Source organism: Ligilactobacillus sp. LYQ139, from assembly GCF_045033025.1.
Taxonomy (GTDB): Bacteria; Bacillota; Bacilli; order Lactobacillales; family Lactobacillaceae; genus Ligilactobacillus.
The window spans coordinates 305,933-330,446 of the sequence record NZ_JBJFZW010000001.1 but is presented as its reverse complement, the minus strand read 5'-3'; the positions used below and the strand labels follow the sequence as shown (position 1 = coordinate 330,446).

General features: G+C 43.2%; 24 protein-coding genes. 23 read left to right on the top strand and 1 reads right to left on the bottom strand.

Annotation, left to right across the window (positions count from 1 at the left end; translation table 11 throughout):
* The first annotated feature begins 31 nt into the window (after positions 1-31).
* The 14 genes from ACI3E1_RS01615 to ACI3E1_RS01550 all read left to right on the top strand — a co-directional run bounded on the left by ACI3E1_RS01615 (position 32) and on the right by ACI3E1_RS01550 (position 14,786).
* A complete protein-coding gene (locus ACI3E1_RS01615) occupies positions 32-2,692 on the top strand; it encodes a valine--tRNA ligase (protein WP_405024048.1) in 2,661 nt (886 codons plus the stop codon).
* A gap of 102 nt (positions 2,693-2,794) precedes the next feature.
* Positions 2,795-4,078 carry a bifunctional folylpolyglutamate synthase/dihydrofolate synthase gene (locus ACI3E1_RS01610; protein WP_405023934.1) on the top strand — a complete coding sequence of 428 codons (1,284 nt, stop codon included), beginning with the start codon at positions 2,795-2,797 and terminating at the stop codon, positions 4,076-4,078.
* A 29-nt stretch (positions 4,079-4,107) separates the two neighbouring features.
* Positions 4,108-4,341, top strand: a complete 234-nt coding sequence (locus ACI3E1_RS01605) for a cold-shock protein (RefSeq protein WP_405023933.1) — start codon at positions 4,108-4,110, stop codon at positions 4,339-4,341.
* Positions 4,342-4,414: 73 nt separating this feature from the next.
* Positions 4,415-5,419 (top strand): rod shape-determining protein, encoded by a 1,005-nt coding sequence (locus tag ACI3E1_RS01600; protein WP_405024047.1) that lies wholly within the window; start codon positions 4,415-4,417, stop codon positions 5,417-5,419.
* Between the two features lie 77 nt (positions 5,420-5,496).
* A complete protein-coding gene (gene mreC / locus ACI3E1_RS01595) occupies positions 5,497-6,342 on the top strand; it encodes a rod shape-determining protein MreC (protein WP_405023932.1) in 846 nt (281 codons plus the stop codon).
* A gap of 10 nt (positions 6,343-6,352) precedes the next feature.
* Positions 6,353-6,868: a rod shape-determining protein MreD gene (gene mreD, locus ACI3E1_RS01590; RefSeq protein ID WP_405023931.1), complete on the top strand. Its 516-nt coding sequence runs from the start codon at positions 6,353-6,355 to the stop codon at positions 6,866-6,868.
* Positions 6,869-7,552 (top strand): septum site-determining protein MinC, encoded by a 684-nt coding sequence (locus tag ACI3E1_RS01585; protein WP_405023930.1) that lies wholly within the window; start codon positions 6,869-6,871, stop codon positions 7,550-7,552.
* Complete coding sequence (minD, locus tag ACI3E1_RS01580; RefSeq protein ID WP_405023929.1) at positions 7,553-8,374, top strand: septum site-determining protein MinD; 822 nt, start codon at positions 7,553-7,555, stop codon at positions 8,372-8,374.
* A 135-nt stretch (positions 8,375-8,509) separates the two neighbouring features.
* Entirely contained in the window at positions 8,510-9,961 is a 1,452-nt protein-coding gene (gene cls / locus ACI3E1_RS01575; protein WP_405023928.1) for a cardiolipin synthase, read from the top strand.
* A gap of 95 nt (positions 9,962-10,056) precedes the next feature.
* The gene (locus tag ACI3E1_RS01570) at positions 10,057-11,553 is read left to right on the top strand and encodes a sodium:solute symporter (protein WP_405023927.1); all 1,497 of its coding nucleotides are present in this window, start codon (positions 10,057-10,059) and stop codon (positions 11,551-11,553) included.
* Between the two features lie 13 nt (positions 11,554-11,566).
* Positions 11,567-12,439, top strand: a complete 873-nt coding sequence (locus ACI3E1_RS01565; protein ID WP_405023926.1) for an N-acetylneuraminate lyase — start codon at positions 11,567-11,569, stop codon at positions 12,437-12,439.
* Between the two features lie 18 nt (positions 12,440-12,457).
* Entirely contained in the window at positions 12,458-13,147 is a 690-nt protein-coding gene (locus ACI3E1_RS01560; RefSeq protein WP_405023925.1) for an N-acetylmannosamine-6-phosphate 2-epimerase, read from the top strand.
* Positions 13,148-13,169: 22 nt separating this feature from the next.
* Positions 13,170-14,030, top strand: coding sequence for an ROK family protein (locus ACI3E1_RS01555; protein WP_405023924.1), 861 nt, complete (start codon positions 13,170-13,172; stop codon positions 14,028-14,030).
* A gap of 6 nt (positions 14,031-14,036) precedes the next feature.
* Positions 14,037-14,786 carry a hypothetical protein gene (locus ACI3E1_RS01550; protein ID WP_405023923.1) on the top strand — a complete coding sequence of 250 codons (750 nt, stop codon included), beginning with the start codon at positions 14,037-14,039 and terminating at the stop codon, positions 14,784-14,786.
* A 378-nt stretch (positions 14,787-15,164) separates the two neighbouring features.
* Here the strand turns inward: ACI3E1_RS01550 and ACI3E1_RS01545 are convergent, their stop codons facing one another.
* The gene (locus tag ACI3E1_RS01545) at positions 15,165-15,290 is read right to left on the bottom strand and encodes a DUF4044 domain-containing protein (RefSeq protein ID WP_405023922.1); all 126 of its coding nucleotides are present in this window, start codon (positions 15,288-15,290) and stop codon (positions 15,165-15,167) included.
* A 137-nt stretch (positions 15,291-15,427) separates the two neighbouring features.
* Between ACI3E1_RS01545 and ACI3E1_RS01540 the strand changes: the two genes are divergently transcribed.
* From ACI3E1_RS01540 to ACI3E1_RS01500, 9 genes are all read left to right on the top strand, one after another.
* A complete protein-coding gene (locus ACI3E1_RS01540) occupies positions 15,428-15,787 on the top strand; it encodes a DUF3397 family protein (RefSeq protein WP_405023921.1) in 360 nt (119 codons plus the stop codon).
* A 261-nt stretch (positions 15,788-16,048) separates the two neighbouring features.
* A complete protein-coding gene (mraZ, locus tag ACI3E1_RS01535; RefSeq protein ID WP_405023920.1) occupies positions 16,049-16,480 on the top strand; it encodes a division/cell wall cluster transcriptional repressor MraZ in 432 nt (143 codons plus the stop codon).
* Positions 16,481-16,489: 9 nt separating this feature from the next.
* Positions 16,490-17,437 (top strand): 16S rRNA (cytosine(1402)-N(4))-methyltransferase RsmH, encoded by a 948-nt coding sequence (gene rsmH, locus ACI3E1_RS01530; RefSeq protein WP_405023919.1) that lies wholly within the window; start codon positions 16,490-16,492, stop codon positions 17,435-17,437.
* A gap of 21 nt (positions 17,438-17,458) precedes the next feature.
* A complete protein-coding gene (gene ftsL, locus ACI3E1_RS01525) occupies positions 17,459-17,821 on the top strand; it encodes a cell division protein FtsL (RefSeq protein WP_405023918.1) in 363 nt (120 codons plus the stop codon).
* A complete protein-coding gene (locus ACI3E1_RS01520) occupies positions 17,818-19,965 on the top strand; it encodes a penicillin-binding transpeptidase domain-containing protein (RefSeq protein ID WP_405023917.1) in 2,148 nt (715 codons plus the stop codon). The genes ftsL and ACI3E1_RS01520 overlap by 4 nt, the downstream gene beginning before the upstream one ends.
* An 18-nt stretch (positions 19,966-19,983) precedes the next feature.
* A complete protein-coding gene (gene mraY / locus ACI3E1_RS01515; RefSeq protein ID WP_405023916.1) occupies positions 19,984-20,943 on the top strand; it encodes a phospho-N-acetylmuramoyl-pentapeptide-transferase in 960 nt (319 codons plus the stop codon).
* Between the two features lie 24 nt (positions 20,944-20,967).
* Positions 20,968-22,335, top strand: a complete 1,368-nt coding sequence (gene murD / locus ACI3E1_RS01510; protein ID WP_405023915.1) for a UDP-N-acetylmuramoyl-L-alanine--D-glutamate ligase — start codon at positions 20,968-20,970, stop codon at positions 22,333-22,335.
* Complete coding sequence (murG, locus tag ACI3E1_RS01505; protein WP_405023914.1) at positions 22,336-23,442, top strand: undecaprenyldiphospho-muramoylpentapeptide beta-N-acetylglucosaminyltransferase; 1,107 nt, start codon at positions 22,336-22,338, stop codon at positions 23,440-23,442. It abuts the gene before it with no gap.
* A gap of 11 nt (positions 23,443-23,453) precedes the next feature.
* Positions 23,454-24,512 (top strand): cell division protein FtsQ/DivIB, encoded by a 1,059-nt coding sequence (locus ACI3E1_RS01500; protein WP_405023913.1) that lies wholly within the window; start codon positions 23,454-23,456, stop codon positions 24,510-24,512.
* The last annotated feature ends 2 nt before the right edge of the window (positions 24,513-24,514 follow it).

The window sequence follows — 24,514 nt, the reverse complement described above, 5'->3', positions numbered from 1 at the left end:
CGTTGTTTTTTTAGAAGGGATTGTGATGAAAATGACACGGGAAATTGACATGGCGCCCAAGTATAATCCGCAAGACGTCGAACCGGGCCGTTATGACAAATGGGTTAAGGATGGGGTCTTTAAGCCGAGTGGTAATTCGGATGCAAAACCATATTCGATTGTAATTCCACCGCCGAACGTAACCGGCAAACTCCACTTAGGCCATGCCTGGGACACAACATTGCAAGATATTTTAATTCGGTTAAAGCGGATGCAGGGATATGATACGCTGTGGGTTCCGGGAATGGACCACGCTGGAATTGCTACTCAGGCAAAGGTGGAAGCCCGGTTAGCTGAGGATGGAATTTCTCGTTATGATCTAGGGCGAGAGGAATTTGTCAAGAAAGTTTGGGAATGGAAGGATGAGTATGCCGCAACCATTCACCAGCAATGGGCAAAAATGGGGATTTCCGTTGACTATGACCGGGAACGCTTCACCTTGGACGAGGGACTGTCCAAGGCAGTGCGGAAAGTCTTTGTTACTCTTTATAAGAAGGGGTTAATCTACCGTGGCGAATACATCATTAATTGGGACCCGAAGGCGCGGACGGCGCTGTCGGATATCGAAGTAATCCATAAGGATGACAAGGGGGCCTTTTACCACGTTAAGTATCCGTTTGTTGACGGAACAACGTTTAACGGTAACAACTATATCGAAATCGCGACGACCCGACCAGAGACAATGATGGGAGACGTTGCTGTTGCCGTTAATCCGGATGATGACCGGTATAAGGAACTTGTTGGAAAGGAAGTTGTGCTTCCCCTTCAAGGGCGTCACATTCCGATCATTGCTGACCAATACGTTGACCCCGAGTTTGGAACCGGAATGGTAAAAATTACGCCGGCGCATGATCCCAACGACTTTGAAGTCGGAAACCGGCACAACCTTAAGCGGATTAACACGATGAACGAGGATGCGACGATGAACGCCAATGCCGGAAAATATGAGGGGATGGACCGGTTTGAGGCCCGGAAGGCGATCGTTAAGGATCTTGAAGATCAAGGATACTTGTTAGAGGTGGAACCAATCGTTCACAGTGTGGGTCATTCTGAACGGACTGGCGTGCAGGTAGAAGCGCGCTTGTCAACGCAATGGTTCGTGAAAATGAAACCCCTCGCAGAAGCGGCTTTAAAGAACCAAGAGGGTCCTGATAAGGTTAACTTTGTACCGGAACGGTTTGAACACACGTTTAAGCAGTGGATGGAAAACGTCCATGACTGGGTTATTTCCCGGCAGCTTTGGTGGGGCCACCAGATTCCGGCGTGGTACCACAAGGAGACCGGGGAGATTTACGTTGGGGAAGAAGCTCCGCAGGACATTGAAAACTGGGAACAGGATCCGGATGTGTTGGATACGTGGTTCTCAAGTGCTCTTTGGCCGTTTTCAACAATGGGGTGGCCGGATACGGATAATCCTGATTACAAGCGGTACTTCCCGACAAGTACCTTAGTAACCGGGTACGATATTATCTTTTTCTGGGTTTCTCGGATGATTTTCCAAAGCCTTGAATTTACCGGAAAGCGGCCGTTTAAGGATGTAATCTTGCACGGATTAATTCGGGACGAACAAGGGCGGAAGATGAGTAAGTCGTTGGGAAATGGAATTGATCCGATGGACGTGATTGATAAGTACGGAACCGATGCGCTCCGGTGGTTTTTAACGTTTGGAACAACCGCCGGACAAGATATTCGTTTCTCCTACCAGAAAATGGATGCGGCTTGGAATTTTATCAATAAGATTTGGAACGCAAGCCGGTACGTCATCATGAATTTGGATGATAATACCACCACCGAACTGCCTGCTAAGGGCGATTGGCAGTTAGCTGACCGGTGGATCATTAGCCGGTTAAACCAGACGACGAAACGGGTACTCCGTTTCTTTGAAGAATATGAATTTGGTGAAGCTGATCGGGCCCTTTATAACTTCATTTGGAACGACTTTTGTGATTGGTACATCGAGTTTACAAAACGAGATTTGAACGGGACAAATACGCACCGTAAGCAAGTTGTGCAGCATATTTTATGTCACGTTCTGGATCAAATTTTACGGTTGATGCACCCGATTACGCCGTTTGTAACGGAGAAGATTTGGTTAACGATGCCTCATGACGGGAAATCAATCGTAACGGCCGCTTACCCAATGGTCCACGAAGACCAGCTTGATGCGGATGCGGAACGGCAGATGGAGGTCCTAATTGGATTGATCAAGGCGGTCCGGAATATCCGAACAGAGGTTAATGCGCCGATGTCAAGTGCCGTTGACGTTCTAGTTAAAACAACTGACGAGCAGGTTCAGACCATCTTAACGGCCAACGCTGATTACATTACTGCGTTCTGTCATGCAAAGGAACTAACGATTGGCGCGGACGTACAGGCCCCACAATTAGCTGTTACCAAGGCAATCTCAGGTGGGGAGGTTTTACTTCCGCTTGCTGAATTAATTAATCTGGAAGATGAGATTGCGCGGTTAAAGAAAGATGCCGCTAAGCTTGATGCAGAAGTGTTGCGGGCACAAAAGAAGCTTGGAAATGAACGCTTTGTTTCGAATGCACCGGCAGCCGTTGTTGATAGGGAACGGGCAAAGTTGGCGGATTACCAAGAAAAATTAACTGCGACTAAGGCACGGATTGATGAATTGAGTGCCGTAAAATGAATTTAATTACTGAAGGCGTGTTGGTTTCGGTGTAAACTTAAACCGGACACCAAGAAAGAGGAACTGGGTGACCGGTTTCTCTTTTTTAATGGGGGGAAAATGATGAATTACGATGAAGCACTGGCGTTCATTCATAACCGGCCGCGCTTAAAAAAGGCACCAACGTTAAGACGGATGCGGCAATTTCTGGCGCTTTTAGGAAATCCTCAGGAACACGGGCGGTTTATTCACGTAACCGGAACAAACGGAAAGGGCTCAGTAGTTGCCATGCTTCGGAATCTCCTAATCGGGCAGGGATTAACCGTTGGGACGTTTACGTCGCCGTATATTGTTAGGTTTAATGAACGAATTGCGGTTAACGGCAAAATGATTACGGACGCCGAGGTTGTCACCCTGGTAACGAAGCTGGAACCAATAATTAAACAAATGGATACGACGGGGGAAGGCCCGACTGAATTTGAGGTCGTTACCGCAATGATGTTTTGTTACTTTGCAACACATCCAGTTGATTTTGTTATCTGTGAGGTAGGGATCGGGGGAACGTATGATTCAACTAACGTGCTGCCGCATCCGGTTGCGAGTGCAATTGTGACAGTTGCGTATGATCACATGAAGCTTTTAGGCAATTCCATCACGGCAATTGCTGCCCAAAAGGCGGGAATTATAAAACCGCGTTGTCCGGTTGTTGTGGGACAGGTTCCTGATGAAGCTTATCCGGTGATTCGGCAACGAGCGATTCAGCAACATGCGCCGCTAGCGGTGTATAACGAGGATTTTTTAGTGCTGGATCATCACCAAATGCCTACCGGAGAGCGGTTAACGTATCACGATAAGAACTGGCCGGTATTAACGGTAACAACCGCATTAAAGGGTCAATATCAGGTGATTAATGCGGCGGTGGCCCTCCGGCTGTTTGAAATATGCTGTGAGCAAGCACATATTACCCCCCAGCCGGGAGAAATTACCCGGGCGTTAGAAGACGTTCGGTGGCCGGGACGATTAGAGCAGGTTGTTGGCGAGCCACTTGTTCTCTTAGACGGAGCCCATAACTCTGCAGCAATAACAGTATTAGGAGACACGCTTAAACAGCGGTACCGTGGTAGGACAATCAATGTTATTATGGCAATTCTTGCCGATAAAGATGCAGTAGCGATGGTGCAGCAATTGAAACGAATTAAGGGCGTACGGGTGGTATTGACGGGATTTGAGTGCCCTCCGCGACCATTAGTTGGGGCAAAGGATGCGCAGGAGTTAGGCGTTGAGTACATCGCAGACTGGCGGGCTGCATTCATGGCGATTATTCAGAACGCTACGGCAGATGATGTTATTTTATTCACTGGTTCGTTATATTTTGTTGCAACGGTGCGTCCCTTTTTTAAAAAATAAGGTTATGAATTAAGGATACGGAGGATAAAATGGAAGGAACGGTTCATTTTTTTGATGACAAGAAGGGGTATGGTTTTATCACCCCGGACAAAGCAGCAGATGATGTTTTTGTTCACTTTACCGCAATTAAGGAGCGGGAATTGCGAAGGCTCATGGTTGGGCAAAGAGTGACCTTTCAAGTAATGGAAGGTCACCGGGGGTTCCAGGCGATTAATGTTCGGTTAATTGGGGAGAATCCGCTTGAATCTGATAACGATTGTTAGAACGAATGTGGTATAATTGCGGTACGAATAACGGTTTTGATTGGCCGAGGTAGGTAAAGGGATGAAGAAGAGCGTGTTTGGATTCGGGACGAGAAATATTGGAATTGATTTGGGGACGGCGAATACTATCGTGTACGTTGAAGGTAAGGGAATTGTTTTACGTGAGCCCTCAGTTGTTGCCCAAAATACGCGAACAGGGGCAATTATTGCGGTCGGTTCTGACGCGCGTGATATGATTGGCCGGACGCCTGAAAGTATTATTGCAACCCGGCCGATGAAAGACGGTGTTATTGCCGATTATGATACGACGGTTGCGATGGTGAAATACTACATTGAAAAGGCCGTTGGGGGACGACTTGCTGGCCGGCCCAATATTATGATTTGTGTTCCAAGTGGGGCAACTGAGGTGGAAAAACGGGCGGTGATTGATGCCGCACAGGTTGCTGGTGCCCGAAATGCGGACGTGATCGAGGAACCCTTCGCTGCAGCAATTGGAGCGGATCTTCCAGTTAATGATCCCACTGGAAGTATGGTGGTTGATATCGGTGGAGGAACAACTGATATTGCGACAATCTCATTAGGTGGGATTGTATCTAGCCGGTCAATTCGGATGGCTGGTGATAAGCTAAATGAAGCAATTGCGAACTATGTGCAAGAGCATTTTCAGTTGTTAATTGGGATGCGTACGGCCGAACGACTAAAGTTTGATGCCGCATCGGCGTCATTAAAGAAGGCGGATGAATTGGATGATCAGCCTGTTCGGGGACGTGATCTCGAGAGTGGATTGCCACAAACAGTTGACATTCCAGCAAGTGCGGTTGCACAAGCTATTCAGCCAGTAGTAACGGCAATTATCACGTCAATTAAGGACATTCTGGAAGAGACGCCACCGGAAATTTCGGCAGACGTAATTGACCGAGGAATTGTATTAACCGGTGGGGGCGCGTTATTACGGAATTTAGACGAAGTAATTGCGGATGTAACGAAAGTACCCGTTTTTGTTGCAACGGACCCGCTTGACTGCGTTGCGATTGGAACCGGTGAGGCCCTTAAGGGGTTTGGTGCGATTAAGAAGTAGCTTTGTGGGAGAGAGTTAGAGGGTGGTTTACGCCAGCCTCTAACTTTTTGAATGGTAGTCAGGTAGGAGGATAATTCATGCGGAAGTTTGGGCTAAATAAGAAACTCGTTGTAGCGTTGGTGGCGATAATTGGGAGTTTCTTGTTAATTGCTTTTTCAATTGATGTACGGAATAACCGGCAAACACCGCCTTTTATTCAGCAAATTGGGAATGATGCAGCAACTATCGTTGATGACGTTGTTGCAGTTCCTTTAAACGGATTAAAAACGATTGGAAGTTCAGCAGCGGCGTTAGAAAATACGTATCAGCAAAACGAACAGCTGAAGAAGCAAATAACGGAGCTGGGGGAGCAGCGGGCGGAAAACCGAGCGCTGCGTCAGCAGAATAAACAACTTCAACAAGAGTTATCCTTAAATCATAGTTTAACAGCATACGAAAAAGTTACGGCTGCCGTAGTAACGCGGGCCCCTTCGAGTTGGCAAAACATTATTGTTATTAATAAGGGCTCCCGGGCCGGAATCAAGAAAAACCAGGCTGTAATGTCACAACGCGGTTTAATTGGTCGGATTATTGAGGTCAGCCAAAATAATAGCAAGGTTGAGCTTTTATCGACGAAGGATGATGCCGTTGACCGGTTCCCGGTAGAGGTTCAGAATATTAAGGGAACTACCGTTAACGGGCTAATTACCGGCTACAACAGTACGACTAACCAGTTGATCATGGGGCAAGTTACTAATAAGGACGCCGTTAAGGTAGGGACGCAGGTTACGACTTCGGGACTTGGTGGTATCACCCCGAAGGGATTGCTTGTTGGAAAGGTTACCCGGGTTGAGAGTGCTGATTATGGGATGCCTGCTAAGATTTACATTCAACCAGCAGCTAATATGACAAACCTTAGCGTTGTAACGGTTATCAAACGGTAGGTGAAGAAGCATGCGAATCGCGAAGATGAGGTATTTTTTCCCGATAGGATTATTTCTGGCGTTAATGTTAGACGGATCTTTAAGTCACCTTTTTTCCACCCAGTTCTTTTCAACTACGATTTCAGTGGAGAGTCGGCTTGTTTTATTGTGGATTGTAATGACGATTTGTGTCTGCGGTGACAGGGTTAAACACATTGGGTTATGGGCGGTAATTGCTGGCTTGTTTTTTGATATGTTCTATACGGGAATTCTCGGTGTATACGTGTTGATTCTACCCGTGATGGTGATTTTTACCCGGTGGATTGCCCAGTACTTCGCGCCATCGTTTTTGGTGACAATTATGATCTATTTAATTGATGTTACTGTAATGACGGTTTTGTCATACGGAATTTATTCGTTTTGGATGGCAAACGGCTCGTTGATTGCGATGATTGCGCAGACGCTAGGCCCAACGTTGGCATTTAACTTAGCGGCATTTGTTTTGTTGTATTACCCGCTGGATCGGTTCTTAAGGCGGTATTCATAAATGAACGGAGAAGTCATGAAAGCAGTAAGTTTAAAAGGATATAAGGATCGGTTTGAACTGGTGGTTCACGATACGGCTAGCTTTACCCAGATAAAAAAAGAACTCGCGGATCTTTTAGCGAAAGTGAATGAGGATAAACAGTATAAGAATAAAGAAATGACCGTGACCGTTCAAACCGGAATGCGTCAATTAACGACCCCGCAGGAGGATGAGCTAAAGAAGCTGTTCAAACCATACCCGTTGTTGTCAGTTGTGGGGTTTAAATCAACGGTTGTTTTACGTACGACCGCAGCGAAGGTTGTCGCAGATGTTCAAACGCGGGTTGATACGAGTATCGTTCGGAGTGGTCAAGACAAACAGCTAACCGGTGATGTTTTATTCATGGGAACTGTTCATGATGGCGGGACTCTTCGTGCTGAAGGAAATATTTACGCACTAGGGGCGCTTGAAGGAATCATTTGTGCTGGGACCAAGCGTGCCGATGCAGTGATTGTTGGAGATTTGAGTAAGGTGCAACAGGTGCGGATTGGAACAATCGTTGCAATTATTGCTGATGAGGATGAGACGCAGTTAAGCGCTCCAACCACCGTTGCTTTTGTCGAAGATGAGACGGTTAAGTTTGCGCCGTTAATTGAATTTTTAAAGAAAAAGCCAGAGTTCTTTGCAGAAAAGGAAGTGTTTTAAATGGGAACGACAATCGTTGTAACTTCGGGGAAAGGCGGTGTTGGTAAAACAACAACGACCGCAAACGTTGGAACGGCTCTCGCCCTAAAAGGGAAGCGCGTATGTCTCGTTGACCTTGATATTGGGTTACGAAACCTTGATGTTGTGATGGGGTTAGAAAACCGGATTATTTATAATATTGTTGACGTTGCAGAAAAGCGTGCAAAGCTACACCAGGCCCTGATTAAGGATAAACGGTTTGATGATCAGCTGTATGTATTAGCAGCGGCCCAAAACACGGATAAGTCTGCGCTGGAACCCGAGCAAACGAAAGAAATTGTGACCCAGTTAAAGAAGGATTTTGATTATGTCTTGTTGGATTGTCCAGCGGGTATTGAACAGGGCTTTATTAATGCAGTTTCAAGTGCGGATCAGGCAATTGTTGTTACGACCCCGGAGAATTCATCGGTTCGGGATGCTGATCGGGTAGTTGGCTTATTAGAACAGCAGGATTTAGAAACAGAGCCGATGTTAGTGATTAACCGGGTACGCCCTGATATGATGAATAACGGTGAGGTAATGGATGTCGATGAAATTACTCACCACCTGGCAATTAAGCTGGTGGGGGTGATTGCTGAAGACGATGGGGTCATCGCGGCAACCAATAAGGGGGAACCGGTTGTCTTAGACGAAGGGAACCAGGCCGGTCAGGGTTACCGAAACGTTGCTCGCCGGTTAGAGGGAGAAACGGTTCCTTTGATGAAAATTAACGGAAAAAAGTATGGGGAAAGGAACCATGGTGGGTTCTTTAGCCGGCTACGGGCATGGTTTAAGCGCGGTTAGTTTGTAAACAGGATAGCGTAATAAAACGGGGTTTAGTGGCGTTAACGTGATATGCTAAACATCGTTTTTTTTATGGCATAATTGCGTATGGTAAAATTAGGACGATAATACTGTGGAGGTTAGGAGCGCGAATTAGTGATTTGGCAAATTATCATTGCAATTCTTTTTTTAAACATCATCGCGGCTGTAATTACGGTTTTCCGCGAGAAGCGAGATATTGCGGCGACATGGGCATGGTTGCTTGTGTTGTTGCTTTTACCGGGAATCGGTTTTATTATCTACCTTTTTGCGGGGAAAAAGATCTCGCGTGAACGAATTTTTAATTTAAAGATGCAGGAACGGTTGGGAACTGATAAGTTGGTTACGGCACAGAAGGACGAATGGCAAGCGGGACGGTTGCTACCAGCAGCACTTTCCAATAATGATTCTCGCCAGCTGTCTCGGTTGCTCCTTGATGTCGATCAGGCGGTGATGTCGCATGACAATGCGGTTCGTCTTTATACGGATGGCGTTGCGAAATTTGATGCGTTGTTAGCTGATATTGCGCAGGCGCATGATCATATTCACTTGGAATACTATACGTTTTTTAGTGATGAGATTGGTACCCGGATCCGGGATGCCCTTATTACCGCTCTTGATCGGGGGGTAGAAGTGCGGGTAATTTATGATAGCATGGGCTCGCGGGGACAGCGGCATTCCTTTTTTAAGGACTTTGAACGACATGGTGGTCAGGCAGAACCATTTTTAGGATCGAAACGCGCGCCGATTCATAGTCCCCGGTTAAATTACCGGGAACACCGGAAACTCGCCATTATTGACGGTAAGGTTGGTTACATTGGTGGATTTAATATTGGTGACCAATATCTCGGGAAGAATCCCCGGTTTGGAAACTGGCGGGATACACACATGCGGATTGAAGGAACTGCGGTTCTCGCGATGCAGACCCGTTTTTTGATGGATTGGAATGCAACAACAAAGGGAACGACTGCCCAGGTTGACTATGCGGATCACTACTTCCCGGTTCACTATGGTTACGGAGCAACGAATATCCAGGTTGTTTCTTCGGGCCCAGACAGTGATACAGAGGCAATTAAACTTGGATATTTAAAGTTAATTAATAGTTCGGACCACTACATTAATATTCAAACGCCGTACCTGATTCCAGATGATTCTGTTTTCGAGGCATTGTGTGTTTCGGCATCTTCAGGTATTCGGGTGCGGATTATGATTCCATGCATGCCAGACCACGCGTTTGTTTACCGGGCTACCCAGTATTATGCGCGGGCGTTAATTGAAAATGGGGTTGAAGTTTACCAGTATAACAACGGTTTCTTGCACGCTAAAACGTTTGTTAGTGATGGGGAAATTTGCTCGGTGGGATCGGCTAACGTCGATTTTCGAAGCTTTAAACTTAACTTTGAATGCAATGCGTTCTGTTATGATCGGGAGTTAGCGACAGAACTGGCGGCAACGTTTGAGAATGACCTTGCAGATTGTACCCGCTTAACGGCGGAAGATTTCGACAAACAGTCCGGATGGTTGAAGTTTAAGCAGTATTTTTCCCGATTATTATCGCCCATTTTGTGAAATTAGCATGAGTTGATTGAATTTTGGACTAGACCGGTGTACAATGTACTTGTTTTTAGAAAGCGATTACATGTTCCTTGAAAGGGGTCTTGTATATGGCAAAGCACGGGTTTGGTACATTAAATTGGGTTGTGTTAATTGGTTATCTAATTTTGATGTTGTTTGTGGGTTATTATTTCAAAAAGCGAAGTAATAAAAATTCACAGGAATTTTTCAAAGCTCGAGGGAGTCACGTTCCAGCCTGGGCAGTTGGTTTTAGTATTTTTGCAACAACGCTAAGTGCAATTACTTATATGTCGACGCCAGCTAAATCTTTTGATACTGATTGGGCGTACGCTTTTGGGAATTTGTCTATCTTTTTAATTGCACCAATTATTATCAGTTTATATATTCCTTTTTTTCAAAAATTAAACGTAACTACAGCATATGAATATTTAGAAGCAAGGTTTAACCCGTTTCTCAGAATATTCAGTAGCTTGTTATTTATACTATTCCACATAGGACGAATAGCCATTGTTATTTATTTACCAACGGTTGCGTTGGAATCGATCATTAAGATTAATCCGTATTGGGTTGCATTGTTAATTACAGGATTATGTATAGTTTATACGTATCACGGTGGTATGGAAGGTGTTATATGGAGTGACGTTATTCAAGGGATTTTATTGTTAAGTGGTGCAGCAATCATAATTGGATTTGCAATTTATCGGACTCATGGTGGATGGAATTCAGTAATGAGGACAACGGTTAGTCAAGGAAAAATCTTAACTCGGAGTGATTTTTCATGGAGTCTTGTTAAAGCAACTGTTCCAGTTATTCTATTGGGGCAAATTTTTAATAGTTTATATCAATATACGGCTTCTCAGGATGTTGTTCAGCGGTATACAACGTCGACGGATCGAAAACATATTGCTAAGTCAATCTGGACAAATGCAATTTTATCATTAATTACAATTCCATTATTTTATGGAATGGGGACTGTTTTATTTAGTTTCTATCACAATGGCGGGCATTTACCGGTAGGTTTTAACACTGCTGCAATTGTCCCATACTTTGTTTTAACCCAAATTCCAGCAGGAATCGCAGGGTTAATTATTGCCGCTATTTTTGCAGCATCACAAGCAACGATTGCCTCTAGTTTAAATAGTACCGCTGCTTGTGTAGTAACTGATTTTCAAAAACGGTTTATGAAGGATAAAAGCGATGAAATGAGTATGAAATTAACTCGTATTACAATTTTAGTAGTTGGGTTGATGAGTCTTATCTGTACGTTAATGTTAATTAAAGTTCATCGGGAAGATATGTTAGATGCATATCTGTCGCTTTTCGGTCTTTTTGGTGTTCCAATCGCCGGGACGTTTGCGTTGGGGATTTTAAGCCAACGTGCTAATGGTTTTGGCGCTACGTTAGGAATGTTATTGACATCTTTAATTTGTTATTTCATTCAATCTCACGGAGTAAACGCACTGTTGGTAAGTTGTATTGGCTTCATTGGAAGTATGGTCTTAGGATATGTTTTCAGTTTGTTTAAAAAGAGCACTAAGGATATTGTTGGATTAACATTAAAAACTATCAATAAAAATATTAAATAAGGAGTGAATAAAAATGCAAAAGGTATATTCAGCATTGATGACGGCGTTTGACAAGAATGGTAATCTTGATGAACAAGGGACTCGGGAAATTATTCGTTATAACATTGATAAAATGCACGTTGATGGGCTATATGTAGGCGGAAGTACAGGTGAAGCATTTTTAATTGATGAAGAAGAGAAAAAGAAGATTTTTAAGATTGCAATTGAGGAAGCGGCTGGCGCATGTGATTTAATTGCTCAAGTGGGATCACCCAATCTCGTTCAGGCAAAAAGGCTGGCAAATTATGTAGTAAATACTCTTGGTTATTCAACGATTTCGGCGGTAACGCCATTTTACTATCATTTTGATTTTGATGAAATTAAAAACTACTATGATACCATTGTTGAAGGTTTAGATACACGATTAATTGTATATTCAATCCCGGCGTTGACGGGGGTGGCTTTGTCACTTAAACAATTTGAAGAATTATTAGCAAATCCTAAAATAGTTGGGATTAAATACACAAACAATGACTTTTATCTGTTAGAACGTCTCAGGAATAAATTTCCGGATAAAAAAATTTATTCTGGGTTTGACGAAATGTTATTATCAGCACTTGTGCTTGGGGTTGATGGCTGTATTGGTTCAACATTTAACGTTAACACTCCGCGGGTAAAACGGGAAATTAAAGCGTTTAATGAAGGCGATATTATTACAGCTAGGGAAATGCAGCGGCAGTCTAATGATTTAATTTCAGCGATTCTCGACAATGATTTATATAACTGTATTAAATTGCTTTTACAAGAGCAAGGTGTGCATGCTGGATTTACCCGTGAGCCAATGAGGAAACCTACTGCTGAAATGAAACGGAAAGCTCATGAAATTGCAGTTAAATATTTGAAATAGTGTAAAGGAGTGTAGGTAATGAATGCTTTTTTAGAACAAACGCAAGGCAAGCTAATTGTTTCGTGTCAGGCTTTAGAAGATGAACCACTGCATAGTTCGTTTATTATGGCTAGGATGGCAAGGGCGGCGAGCCAGGCAAATGCTGCAGGAATTCGAGCTAATTCAATTGTTGATATTCAGGCAATTCAGGATGAAGTTTCATTGCCAATTATTGGAATTATTAAATGTGATTATGATGACAGTCCAGTGTATATTACACCAACAATGAAAGAGATGCGGGCTGTTGCTGCAACTGGGGTGGCAGTAGTTGCAACGGATTGTACTAATCGACCGCACCCTCAGGGGACTGATTTAGGAGCAATGGTTAAAAAATGTCATGTGGAATTTCCAGAAACATTGGTTATGGCCGATACGGGTTCGATTGAAGATGTGCGTGCTGCAAACGAATTGGGATTTGACTTGATTGGAACAACAATGCATGGGTATACTCCGGAAACTACGGGATTAAACATCGCAGACAACGATTTTGAATATCTTAAAGAGGTTTTAAAGGTGGCTAATGTTCCAGTAATTTGTGAAGGAAAAATTGATAGTCCAGCGAAAGCACGGCGGGTCATTGATTTAGGTGCTCATGCGGTTGTGGTTGGAGGAGCCATTACGCGCCCACAGCAGATCACTAAAAGATTTACAGATGCTTTGGAGGGTTGATTATTTAGGAAGGTGATTGGTCGTGAACAAGTACCTTGCTTTTGATGTGGGCGGAACCACTATTAAAGCGGCATTGATAGACGAATCTCAAGGGATTACCTATGTCGGTAAGTATTCAACAAACCGTAATCAAAATGATTGTATTCTTAAAATAATTGATCAAGTTAGTCGTAAAGTTTGTGCGTGTGAGCATTGCAGCGGGGTGGGGATTAGTACCGCTGGTATTGTTGATGAGAAAAATGGTCGGATTATGTATGCTGGGCCAACCATTCCAGGGTATATGGGGACTGAACTGGGGTCAACACTTAGTGCAAGTGTTCATCTTCCTATTCGCGTGGTAAATGATGTTGATGCGGCATTGTTGGGTGAGTTGTTGTGTGGTTGCGCACAATCGTATACAGATGTGTATTGTGTAGCCCTGGGAACAGGAATTGGGGGAGCTCATTACGTTGATGGAAAATTAATCAACGGCGCTCATTGGCGAGCAAACTCAGTAGGATATATGGATGCTGGTCTTGATAACTATTTAACATGGGAGCAGCGTTCGTCCACTATTGCTTTAGAAAAACGATTGTCAGGTCTAGGATTAACACCTATTGACGCTTTTGCGCAGATGGATAGAGATCCAAATGTCGGGCATATTATGATGAAATGGTTTGATGAAATTGGAAGAGGACTTGCTAATATTATTCTGATTATCGATCCGGAATTATTATTGATTGGAGGAGCAGTTTCTCTTCAAGAAGAATGCCTAATTAAGCCTTTAAAAACGGCTGTTAGGCGTCATTTACCAAAAGGATTTCTTGATACCGAAATCAAAGCTGCACAGCTACATAACGATGCAGCGCTTTATGGTGCAGTCGCGCCATTTATAATGGAGTGATTTTAGATGAAGGTGATTATTAACACAGCTGTATTTGGTAATCAAATTCCAAATAAGATGACACAAGTTCAAGCAGTTCAACAACTAGCAGGACTTCCAATTGATGGCATTCAAGTTCGAAGTGAATTATTCAATCCTGCAACAATGAATAAAGAGTTGAGCTTAATCCGTGAGGTATGTTACCAAAACAACTGGAAATTTTATTTGTCGGTAGCGCATGATTTTTTTGATGCTTCTCAAATAAATGGACAAATTTTTGATTATTTACGTCTGGCAAAGGATTATGATTTGGATGAGTTGAAGTTTAGTTGGGGAAAACAACCAGTAATAGACGATGGTTTAGAACATTCATTGAAGGAAGTATTTTGTCAGGGGATGCTGGTTGAACTTGAAAACCAACCGAACAAGTATGGTCGCTTATCGGTAATTGAATCTAATTTTAAGCATTTATTTGGACATAGTGTGCGGATAGGATATTGTTTTGATAGTGGAAATTGGCGTTGGATTGAAGAGGATAGTATGCGTGCATTCGAGCACTTATTACCGCAGATAACTACATTTCACTTAAAAAATATTATTAATCAAAAAAATGTTGAACTCAGTAGGTTGGGGGAGTATAACTGGCAATTAATGGTTAGCCGCCTTCCGGCAGAAATACCTGTTGTTATTGAGTATGCTATTCCTTCAATGAATAAATTATTAGTAGATATCAATATGATTCGCGAAATAGGCGTTAAGGGTGTTGATAATAAATAATATATATTTGAATTTATATTAACGATTAACAAAAATATTCAACAAAGCAGTTTAGTAGACTGCTTTTTGTTTTGCGATTATTAAGTTTACATGAGTGTTAATAATCGAAACAAAATTCAAATATTACTTAGCGTACCATACATGTGAATTAACTAGAATGTGAAGTGTTAATTCACATGTATGCTAATTATTTACTAATTATAAAGCATAATTATAATTTAAATATAGCAAACAAATTAATTTGGTTACAAAGTCGTGATAAAAAACAATTTCATAGAAAATTTATTAATACTGAACCCCCATGCCGTTGAGGATTATTGGCTGATTATATTTATAAATCTATCATTGAACGTGACTGTTATGGATAAGTCGTTTGTATTAATAACCGATAAGAGCGCCAACTGAGCCAATAATTACAGCACCCACAGTAAAAATCAACATTATCCATACAACGAACATAGTAATTTTTTGAAATGTTGATTTTTTCTTTTTATTACGCGCCATTTTAATCATTCCTCATTTTAAACTTCACGTGGTAGTTTACCGGGGAATGATAAAAGTGTCAATGGTGGGAGCGTTGCATTCTAAGGGGGGAGCATTATAATAATGAGGAGTAGGTCGTGCGAAACGGAGGATATTTCATGATTACACACTGGTACGGACAAATTACGTTAATGGTAATTTTATGGCTAATAATGAAGTTTATTCGCCGCTTGTTTCCCCGTTTTTGGCCCGCACGGTTGCATTTGCTTGATGTGGAGTGTGTGTTGTTGTTAATTGGAGCACATTTTTTATCCGTTCAAGTCTTCGCAATTTCAGTATTACCATTTATCGCAGTAATCATTGCGGTAATGGGTTTATTAATGGCGATAGTTATTTTTATAAAAGATACGCCGTTTCGAATAACAACGTTCTTTATCCGAATTTGGCGCTTGTTGGATTTGTTAATGGTAGTCACCTATGTCGGCCTATTGGTTGGATTGGCTAGTAAGTTTATTTAGTTAAGTACAATATTTAAGCCTGTAGAAGAGGTTGCAACAAGAGTTGCGACCTCTTTTGTTGTATTTAAAATCATCGCTTTTTGGAATGAATATACCCCGTAAAAGTTTCTTAATTAGTGTGGAGGAGAAAGCTAGTTTTAGCTCTCCGGAACATGTTTATTAAAAAAGGATGAAGTGGGAGATTAGGGTAACCATGTGGTTGAAAGTGGGGGATGGTGGTAGTATCATTAAGACTGACGTAATGGAGGGTGGTGAAGTCCGATGTTTATGGGTGAATACCGGCATACCGTTGATTCAAAGGGACGGTTAATTATTCCGGCAAAATTTCGGGATATACTAGGCCCGCAATTTGTGATCACTCGGGGCATGGACGGCTGCTTGTTTGGGTATCCACTAACTGAGTGGAATAACCTTGAAGAAAAATTACGTCAGCTTCCATTAACGAAGAAGAATGCGCGGGCATTTGTTCGGTTCTTTTATTCGGCAGCTACGGAGTGTGAATTTGATAAGCAAGGACGGATTAACATTCCCAAGACACTTCGGACGCATGCTGCGCTTAATAAGAAGTGTGTGGTAGTCGGTGTTTCTAACCGGTTTGAAATTTGGTCAGAAGAACGCTGGAGCGAATTTTCTGATAATGTTGAAGAGAATTTTGACGAAATTGCCGAAGATATGATGGATATTGATTTTTAGGAGACTTTTATGAGCGCCTTTAACCATATTACTGTTTTGAAGCGCCAGGCGGTTGATTACCTTAATGTACAGCCCACTGGATTGTATGTTGATTGTACGCTTGGCGGCGGTGGACATACCGGTGAGTTATTACACCGGTTAGGTTCTACCGGGAAAGTGGTTGCGTTTGATCAAGATCGAACGGCAATCACCTTTAACGAAGAACAGTACCAGAGGGAGATTACTGCTGGTAAGTTAGCGCTTGTTCAGGATAATTTTCGAAATCTCCAAAAACGTTTAGAAATACTGGGGATTACAACGGTTGATGGTGTTTTATATGATTTGGGGGTTTCGTCGCCACAATTTGACGATGTTACTCGCGGGTTTAGTTATCGGAACGATGCGCCGTTAGATATGCGGATGAATCAAGAACAACAGTTAACTGCCAGAACGGTTGTTAACGAGTGGTCATATGCTGACTTAGTGAGAATCTTCTTTCGTTATGGTGAAGAAAAGTACGCTAAATCAATTGCCCGCCATATTGAGCGGGCTCGGGAAGAAGCACCAATTGAAAGTACGGGCCAGCTGGTTGAATTAATTAAACAAGCGATTCCGGCTAAAGCCCGGCGAACGGGAGGGCATCCCGCTAAGCGAACTTTTCAGGCAATTCGGATTGCAGTGAATGATGAGCTTGGTGCATTGGAAGAATCATTGACACAGGCGCTTAGCCTATTGGTACCAGGTGGTCGGGTTAGTGTAATTACTTTTCAGTCGCTAGAGGACCGATTAGTAAAACGAATGTTTCGGGAGCGGGCGATGGTTCCCAATCTTCCTGCCGGATTACCGGTTATTCCAAAAGAGGATCAGCCGGATTACCGGTTGGTTGTTCGTAAACCGGTTACCCCGCCCGTGGATGAGGTGACGGTTAACCGACGAGCACATTCGGCAAAGTTACGTGTAATTGAACGGATCAAATGATTTAAAGTGAGGATGACAAGGATGGCACGAACAAGTACGGCACGGAAAGTAACTCCACAGAACGCTGATCAGGTGATAACGCATCGACACCAAGTTACGTTACGACGACCAACGCCATTGCAGAAGCATGAGAAAGTTAGCTTTGCGCTTGCGGGAGTGTGGATGTTTTTACTTACGCTCGGGGTGATTGCGACAAATATTAACCAAACACATGCCGAGTTTAATTATCAAACCATTACCGATCAGGTGACGAGGGTTCAGACCCGGAACGCCAACCTTAAAGAAGAAATTGGCACGTTGGGAAGCCGAACGCGGTTGATGGGGATTGCCAAACAAAACGGCCTCACAATGAACAAAAAGAACGTAAGGAATGTAGTCAAATGAATAAACGTCAAAAGCAATCGGTAAAAAAGAAACCAAATAAGCTTTACGGTCAAGTGCTTTTCTGGGCGGTAATCCCTCTTTTTGCGATTTTTATCGGTCGCTTTTTTTATGTAGGAATCACCCATCACGCAGATGGACAAAACCTTTCTGTTCGTGTGCGCGAGATGTATTCTAATGCGATTGATATTAAGGCGAAGCGTGGGAATATTTACGATGCGACGGGGCAACCGATTGCGGAAAACGCAACAACGTATACGGTTTACGTGGTCCTTTCTAAGAAGGCGCAAGCTTATGGGAAAAAGCAGTATCTTCCGCAAAGCCAGAAACATAAAGCGGCCCAAATTCTTGGGAAGAACCTGGGAATGGAGCCGAAAAAGGTTTATCGGATTTTAAATCCTAAAAACAGTGATCTTTATCAAGTTGAATTTGGGAGCGCTGGAAGGAACATTTCCCTGGCAACGAAAGAGAAAATTCAATCGTACCACCTAAGCGGGGTTAAGTTTACTCCTGCTCAGGCGCGGATGTATCCTTATGGCGTGTTCGCGTCGCATGTCATTGGGATTGCCCAGCAAAAGAACGGTAACTTAACTGGTGTAATGGGGATTGAAAAACAGTATAACGAGTATCTTGCGGGGCATAATGGGGTACGAAAATATGCTGCGGATCGATTAGGAATCAAACTTCCGAGTTCACGAATGAAGTACCGGAAACCAGTCGACGGCGATGATATTTACACGACATTTAATCCTAAATATGAGAACTATTTGGAAGAAACGTTGACGTATGCGCAGAAACAGTATAAGCCGGTGGAGATGGCAGGTGTATTGATTGATCCGCATACTGGAGAAATATTAGCGGCAGCGCAGCGACCTACATTTAACGCCCAAACAAAAGTTGGATTAGATCAAATTTGGCGGAATTCACTAACTGAAGAAGCGTATGAGCCGGGTTCAACGATGAAAACAATGTTATTGGCTGCCTCTATTGATAGCGGTCATTTCCAACCAAACGCATATTATCAATCAGGTAAACTCGATGTTGGAGGTGGCCTAGTAACCGATTGGAATCAGAATGGATGGGGATCAATCCCTTACTATGAAGCGTATTTAAAATCATCGAATGTTGGGATGGCCCATATGGAGCAACAAATGGGTTCTAATGTTTGGCTTAAGTATATTAAACGCTTTGGATTTTTAGAAAGTACCAAGTCCGGATTAGGGATTGAACGACCTGGTAGTATCCTATTTAAGTTACCAATTGAGCAGGCTGATACTGCTTTTGGGCAGGGGATAGATGTCACTTCTATGCAAATGGTTCAAGCTTATACAGCAATTGCTAATGATGGGAAAATGGTTCGACCACGGTTTATAAAAAAAATAGTTAATCCAAATACAGGAAAAACAGTATATGAAACAAAGACTAAGGTTGTTGGAAGACCAATAACTTCGAAAACGGCATCTCAAGTACGATACTGGATGCAGCAGTATATTATTAATTCTCAAGCGATCGGTAAGCCGTTTAAGGTAAATGGGTTTGATACTGGAATTAAAGATGGTCAGGCACAAATTGCCAGGTCAGATGGTAAAGGATATATAAGTGGGGGGCCTGGTGATTATATTTTTGATGTGGCTGGGATTGCACCAGTTAATCATCCGCGTTTTCTAGTATATATTGTCGTTAAACAACCACAGGTATTAAAGAAGAATGCCGGTGATTTAACGATTGCGGATATATATACTCATTTTATGAAAAAACTGTTAAATAGTACCCAACGCACGACAATTAAAAATATTGGTGACAGTATGAGTAAGGTCCCAGACGTCAAAAAATGGAAAATAAATGATGCCGCCCAAATATTAAATCAAAAGGGATTTCATCCCGTTCAAATCGGTTCTGGCTCAAGAATTGTTCGGCAAAGTGATGCTGGAAACAGTGCGACAAGTGGAACAAAGGTATTTTTAATAACAAACGGGGAAATAAAAATGCCCGATGTTAGTGGTTGGTCACGAAATGACGTTGTAAAGTTTGCTAATCTTGTTGGGATTAATGTTCAGTTCAAGGGTAGTGGCTTTGTTACTAAACAAAGTATTCCAAAAGGGTCTACTTTAAATAAAAACAAATCGTTAATTGTTGTGCTGCGTTAGTTATGGAGAGGTGGTTAGATGATTTTACAAATAATAACGTCCTTTGTTATAAGCTTACTTTTAACAGTAGTTTTTGTCCCCGTCTTAATTCGCTATGACCGCAAGCGGAAGCTCGGCCAGGTTACGTGGGAAGAGGGGTTAGAGTGGCACGCAAAAAAGTCAGGAACGCCCACAATGGGGGGGTTGATTTTTAACTTTGCAATTTTCATAACCGGGATAATTGTGCCGTTAATTTTTCATCAGTTAACGGGTGCAGCGGTAATGCTTGCTGTAACTCTTCTTTTATATGGGTTTATCGGTTTTTGGGATGATGCCATTAAACTTTTTGAAAAGAAGAACCGAGGATTATGGGCATGGCAGAAAGCTTTACTTCAAGTGATTCTTGCACTTCTCTTTGCATTTGGCTACTGGCATGCTGGCTTCCCATTAAGCATCACCATTTTGGGACAACCAATTCAACTGGGAATTTTGTACGTTTTATTTATTATCTTCTGGTTGGTTGGATTCTCGAATGCGGTTAATCTAACTGATGGGATTGACGGGTTAGTTGCTGGTCAGGCGGCGATTGCCTTTGCGTTATATGCATGCCTTGCTTATTATCAGGATCAATTTGGTATTATGCTTTTCTGTGTTGCAGTTGTTGGTGCGTTAATAGGCTTTCTCATTTTTAATCATAACCCAGCAAAGATTTTTATGGGTGATATGGGTTCGTTGGCATTAGGTGGAGCGCTCGCGGCGGTTTCACTTCTTTTGCAACATCCATTTTCGTTGCTATTTATTGGAATCATCTTCGTTATTGAAACAGCAACCGTTGTTATTCAGGTTACTTATTACCACCGAACCGGGAAACGGTTATTTAAAATGACGCCAATTCATCACCAGTTTGAAATGGACGGGTGGAATGAATGGAAAATTGATACGGTCTTTTGGTTGGTCGGCGCGGTTGTTGGGGCAATTACGTTAGTAGTTATTATTTGATAGTTTATAAAGGAAGTTGCAGTGATGAAAAAGGTTAGCGATTATCGGAATAAAAACGTTCTAGTTCTTGGATTAGGAAAAAGTGGGGTAAGTGCGGCCAAGCTGTTGATACGCCTTGGAGCAAACGTAACGGTGAATGATCGGCAAACTCCTAAAGATCTGAAAGAAGTCGCTGCATTGGAACGGGCTGGTGCTAAAGTGATAACTGGGAGTCATCCGCTTTCCCTTTTGGACAAGGCGGATCTCATGGTTAAAAATCCAGGGATTCCCTATAATAATCCCCTTGTTGCTGCTGCGGTTAAACGAGCCATCCCGGTGATTACTGAACCTGAATTAGGGTATGTCGTGTCAGAGGCGCCGTTTATTAGTGTTACGGGAACAAACGGGAAAACAACAACGACGACGTTAATTACAAAGATGCTTGATGAATCGCTGATAGGACATGCTTATTCTGTTGGAAACATTGGCGTTCCGGTGACGCAGGTTGCGCCTCAAGTAACTAGCGATGATTATCTAGTAACTGAATTATCAAGTTTTCAGTTAATGGGAATTCAACAACTCCATCCCCATATTGCGGTGATTACCAACATTTATACAGCACATACGGATTACCATGGTTCCAGGGAAAACTACGTGCAGGCTAAGATGAGAATTATGATGAACCAAACACAGGATGACTACCTCGTGATCAATTGGGATAATCCTGAGTGGCAGGAGATAAGTGCGCATACTAAAGCACAGGTTGTTCCGTTTTCCCGGGAAAACCGGATTCAAACAGGGACTTACGAACAGAATGGGGACCTGTATTTTCGCGGTGAGCGGATTATGGCAGCGAGTGAAATTAAGGTTCCCGGGAGCCATAATGTTGAAAACGCGCTCGCTGCGATTGCAGTTGCGAAGTTAATGAACGTTGACAATTCCGTTATTAAACATATTTTGACCACGTTTAATGGTGTCCGGCATCGAACACAGTACGTTACAACGATTAATGATCGAATCTTTTATAATGATTCGAAGGCGACGAATATCGAGGCAACGTTAAAGGCGCTCGCTGGTTTTAAGGACCACGTTGTTTTATTGGCTGGAGGATTAGACCGGGGGTTCACTTTTGAACGGTTAGCGCCAGCCATGCATAATAAGGTTGATACGTTGATTGTATTTGGTGAAACGGCCGATTTAATTGCTACTGCCGGAAAACAGGCGCAGGTTCCACAGATTATTCACGTTAACGATGCTGTGGCAGCTGTTCCGGTTGCATATGAGCATAGTCAACCAGGAAGTACGATTTTACTATCGCCAGCGTGTGCAAGTTGGGATCAGTGGCCAACGTTTGAGGTTCGTGGTGATAAGTACATTGAAGCAATTGAGCAATTGAAAAATGAGGTGGTCTAGGTGCGGTTAATTATTTCTGGTGGTGGTACAGGGGGACACATTTACCCTGCATTAGCTCTGATTGAAACTGTTAAACGGCATGAGCCTGACTCAGAAATTCTTTACGTTGGGACCGAAAAGGGGCTTGAAAGTCAGATTGTTCGGGATGCTGGAATTGCCTTTAAGTCGATTAAGATTCAGGGATTTAAACGGTCACTTTCATTTGAAAACATTAAAACTGTTGCACTTTTTTTGCGGAGTATACAGGTGGCAAAGGGAATTATTCGGGAGTTTGCACCAGATGTTGTTGTTGGAACTGGTGGTTACGTTTGCAGTGCGGTGGTCTTTGCCGCTAGCCGGTTACATATTCCAACAATGATTCATGAACAAAATAGCGTTGCGGGGGTCACCAACAAATTTTTGGGACACTTTGTTGACAAGGTAGGGATTTGTTTTCCGGATGCAGCGCCAGCCTTTCCTTCAAAAAAAGTTGTTTTAACGGGAAACCCCCGGGCACAACAGGTAAACCAAATGCACCCGACTGGGCGTTTAGCAACTGAATATGGGTTAACGGCGGATAAACCAACATTATTGATTTTTGGGGGATCACGGGGAGCTCTTCATATGAATGAGGCTGTTGCAGACGCTTTACCATTGTTTGGACAGCATCCGGAATATCAGGTCCTTTTTGCGACGGGGAAAGCGCATTATGACATGGTAATGCAGCGCATTAAGAATAAAGTCCCTAGTAACGTGGTTGTGAAGTCGTATATTCCGGACATGCCTGCTATCTTACCGGAAATTGCCTGCATTGTCGGTCGGGCAGGGGCAACGAGTTTAGCTGAAATCACGGCGGTGGGAATTCCGTCGATTTTAATTCCGAGTCCGTACGTTACGAACGATCACCAAACAAAAAATGCTAAGAGCTTGGTTAAACGGGGTGCTGCAGAACTTCTGCCTGAAGAGGGATTAACTGGAAAGAAGCTCTTTGTTAGCGCTAATGAGTTAATGGCAGATGGTTCAAGACGGCAGAAAATGACGGTGAGTGCCCGACAGGCTGGGGTCCCAGATGCTGCTGACCATGTATATGCAATCCTTCGTGAATTAATTACCACATCACAGAAATAGGGGGGATAAGCATGGCAAGCATTTTTCACCGCCCGCACCAAGAGGCTTTGACGCCTTGGGAACGAGCGGAACGGCGCAAGAAACGGGCAGAAAAACATCATACCAAGTTGGGCAATGTAACGGATAAACCGCAAAAATTACCGGTGGCTGCAAAACTCAAAAATGAAAAAGGGGCACTTCGTTGGCTGCAAGAAAAAACGGTAACTAAGCATTCTCTCCGACAGCAGAAGCGTCATTCTGATGAAAAAACCGAAAAGTTAACGCCAAAAGCGCAGCAATTACTGCGGGATACTAGTGAGCAAGTCCCATTAAAGGAAGAAGCGGGCAAGCGGTTGCCGGAAACTACAGTACAAGGACCAAGGAAGGAACCGTGGCGGTTGTCACGGGTGCGCCGGCGGGCGCTGGTATTGGTAATCGGCTTTTCATTTGCTGTAATGGTTACAGTTATTAGTGTGCTTCCGATTAGCCGGATTTCTTCGGTTCGGGTAACGGGAACTGATAACGCAACGGGACAGGCAATTGTGCAAGCCAGTCAACTCCAACCACGGCAGTCATTAATAATGGTTTATCCGCGAATGGTTGCGGTTGACCGCCAAATAAAGCAGAAAGTTAATTCCGTTCGGAGCGTAACGGTTCAAATTGTTGGCCGGCAAGTTGTTTTGCGGGTACGGGAATACCCAATTGTTGGTTATCAACGGAAAGCTGGTCAGTATTATAAGGTTTTAGCAAGTGGTGCTGTTGGACAAACGAAGATTCAACGAATTAACGGTAATTATCCTATTTTTTACGGGTTCAAGCCACGTGAATTGCGTGCAATGGCGGCACAAGTGAATCGGTTACCCATAAAAGTGCGGCAGGCGATTTCAGAGATTCATGCTCAACCGAACAGGATTGATCCGCAGCGTGTTCACTTATATATGAACAGTGGTAATGAGGTCATCGCCCGGGTTGATACGTTTGCTGCTAAAATGAAGTATTATCCGGTAATTGCCGCTAAAATGAAGGCGAATGGTGTCGTTGACTTTGAGGTCGGCGCGTATTCTTATCCTTTTAGTGATAAAAACAAGTAAAA

What these genes read in the sequence shown, in the direction of transcription:
- mraY (WP_405023916.1), top strand. Translation starts at nt 19,984, where the DNA reads ATGATTTTACAAATAATAACGTCCTTTGTTATAAGCTTACTTTTAACA.
- minD (WP_405023929.1), top strand. Translation starts at nt 7,553, where the DNA reads ATGGGAACGACAATCGTTGTAACTTCGGGGAAAGGCGGTGTTGGTAAA.
- mraZ (WP_405023920.1), top strand. Translation starts at nt 16,049, where the DNA reads ATGTTTATGGGTGAATACCGGCATACCGTTGATTCAAAGGGACGGTTA.
- ACI3E1_RS01550 (WP_405023923.1), top strand. Translation starts at nt 14,037, where the DNA reads ATGAAGGTGATTATTAACACAGCTGTATTTGGTAATCAAATTCCAAAT.
- ACI3E1_RS01560 (WP_405023925.1), top strand. Translation starts at nt 12,458, where the DNA reads ATGAATGCTTTTTTAGAACAAACGCAAGGCAAGCTAATTGTTTCGTGT.
- ACI3E1_RS01570 (WP_405023927.1), top strand. Translation starts at nt 10,057, where the DNA reads ATGGCAAAGCACGGGTTTGGTACATTAAATTGGGTTGTGTTAATTGGT.
- ACI3E1_RS01615 (WP_405024048.1), top strand. Translation starts at nt 32, where the DNA reads ATGACACGGGAAATTGACATGGCGCCCAAGTATAATCCGCAAGACGTC.
- ACI3E1_RS01585 (WP_405023930.1), top strand. Translation starts at nt 6,869, where the DNA reads ATGAACGGAGAAGTCATGAAAGCAGTAAGTTTAAAAGGATATAAGGAT.
- ACI3E1_RS01605 (WP_405023933.1), top strand. Translation starts at nt 4,108, where the DNA reads ATGGAAGGAACGGTTCATTTTTTTGATGACAAGAAGGGGTATGGTTTT.
- mreD (WP_405023931.1), top strand. Translation starts at nt 6,353, where the DNA reads ATGCGAATCGCGAAGATGAGGTATTTTTTCCCGATAGGATTATTTCTG.
- ACI3E1_RS01545 (WP_405023922.1), bottom strand. Translation starts at nt 15,290, where the DNA reads ATGGCGCGTAATAAAAAGAAAAAATCAACATTTCAAAAAATTACTATG.
- ACI3E1_RS01565 (WP_405023926.1), top strand. Translation starts at nt 11,567, where the DNA reads ATGCAAAAGGTATATTCAGCATTGATGACGGCGTTTGACAAGAATGGT.
- mreC (WP_405023932.1), top strand. Translation starts at nt 5,497, where the DNA reads ATGCGGAAGTTTGGGCTAAATAAGAAACTCGTTGTAGCGTTGGTGGCG.
- rsmH (WP_405023919.1), top strand. Translation starts at nt 16,490, where the DNA reads ATGAGCGCCTTTAACCATATTACTGTTTTGAAGCGCCAGGCGGTTGAT.
- ftsL (WP_405023918.1), top strand. Translation starts at nt 17,459, where the DNA reads ATGGCACGAACAAGTACGGCACGGAAAGTAACTCCACAGAACGCTGAT.
- murD (WP_405023915.1), top strand. Translation starts at nt 20,968, where the DNA reads ATGAAAAAGGTTAGCGATTATCGGAATAAAAACGTTCTAGTTCTTGGA.
- ACI3E1_RS01540 (WP_405023921.1), top strand. Translation starts at nt 15,428, where the DNA reads ATGATTACACACTGGTACGGACAAATTACGTTAATGGTAATTTTATGG.
- ACI3E1_RS01610 (WP_405023934.1), top strand. Translation starts at nt 2,795, where the DNA reads ATGAATTACGATGAAGCACTGGCGTTCATTCATAACCGGCCGCGCTTA.
- ACI3E1_RS01500 (WP_405023913.1), top strand. Translation starts at nt 23,454, where the DNA reads ATGGCAAGCATTTTTCACCGCCCGCACCAAGAGGCTTTGACGCCTTGG.
- ACI3E1_RS01520 (WP_405023917.1), top strand. Translation starts at nt 17,818, where the DNA reads ATGAATAAACGTCAAAAGCAATCGGTAAAAAAGAAACCAAATAAGCTT.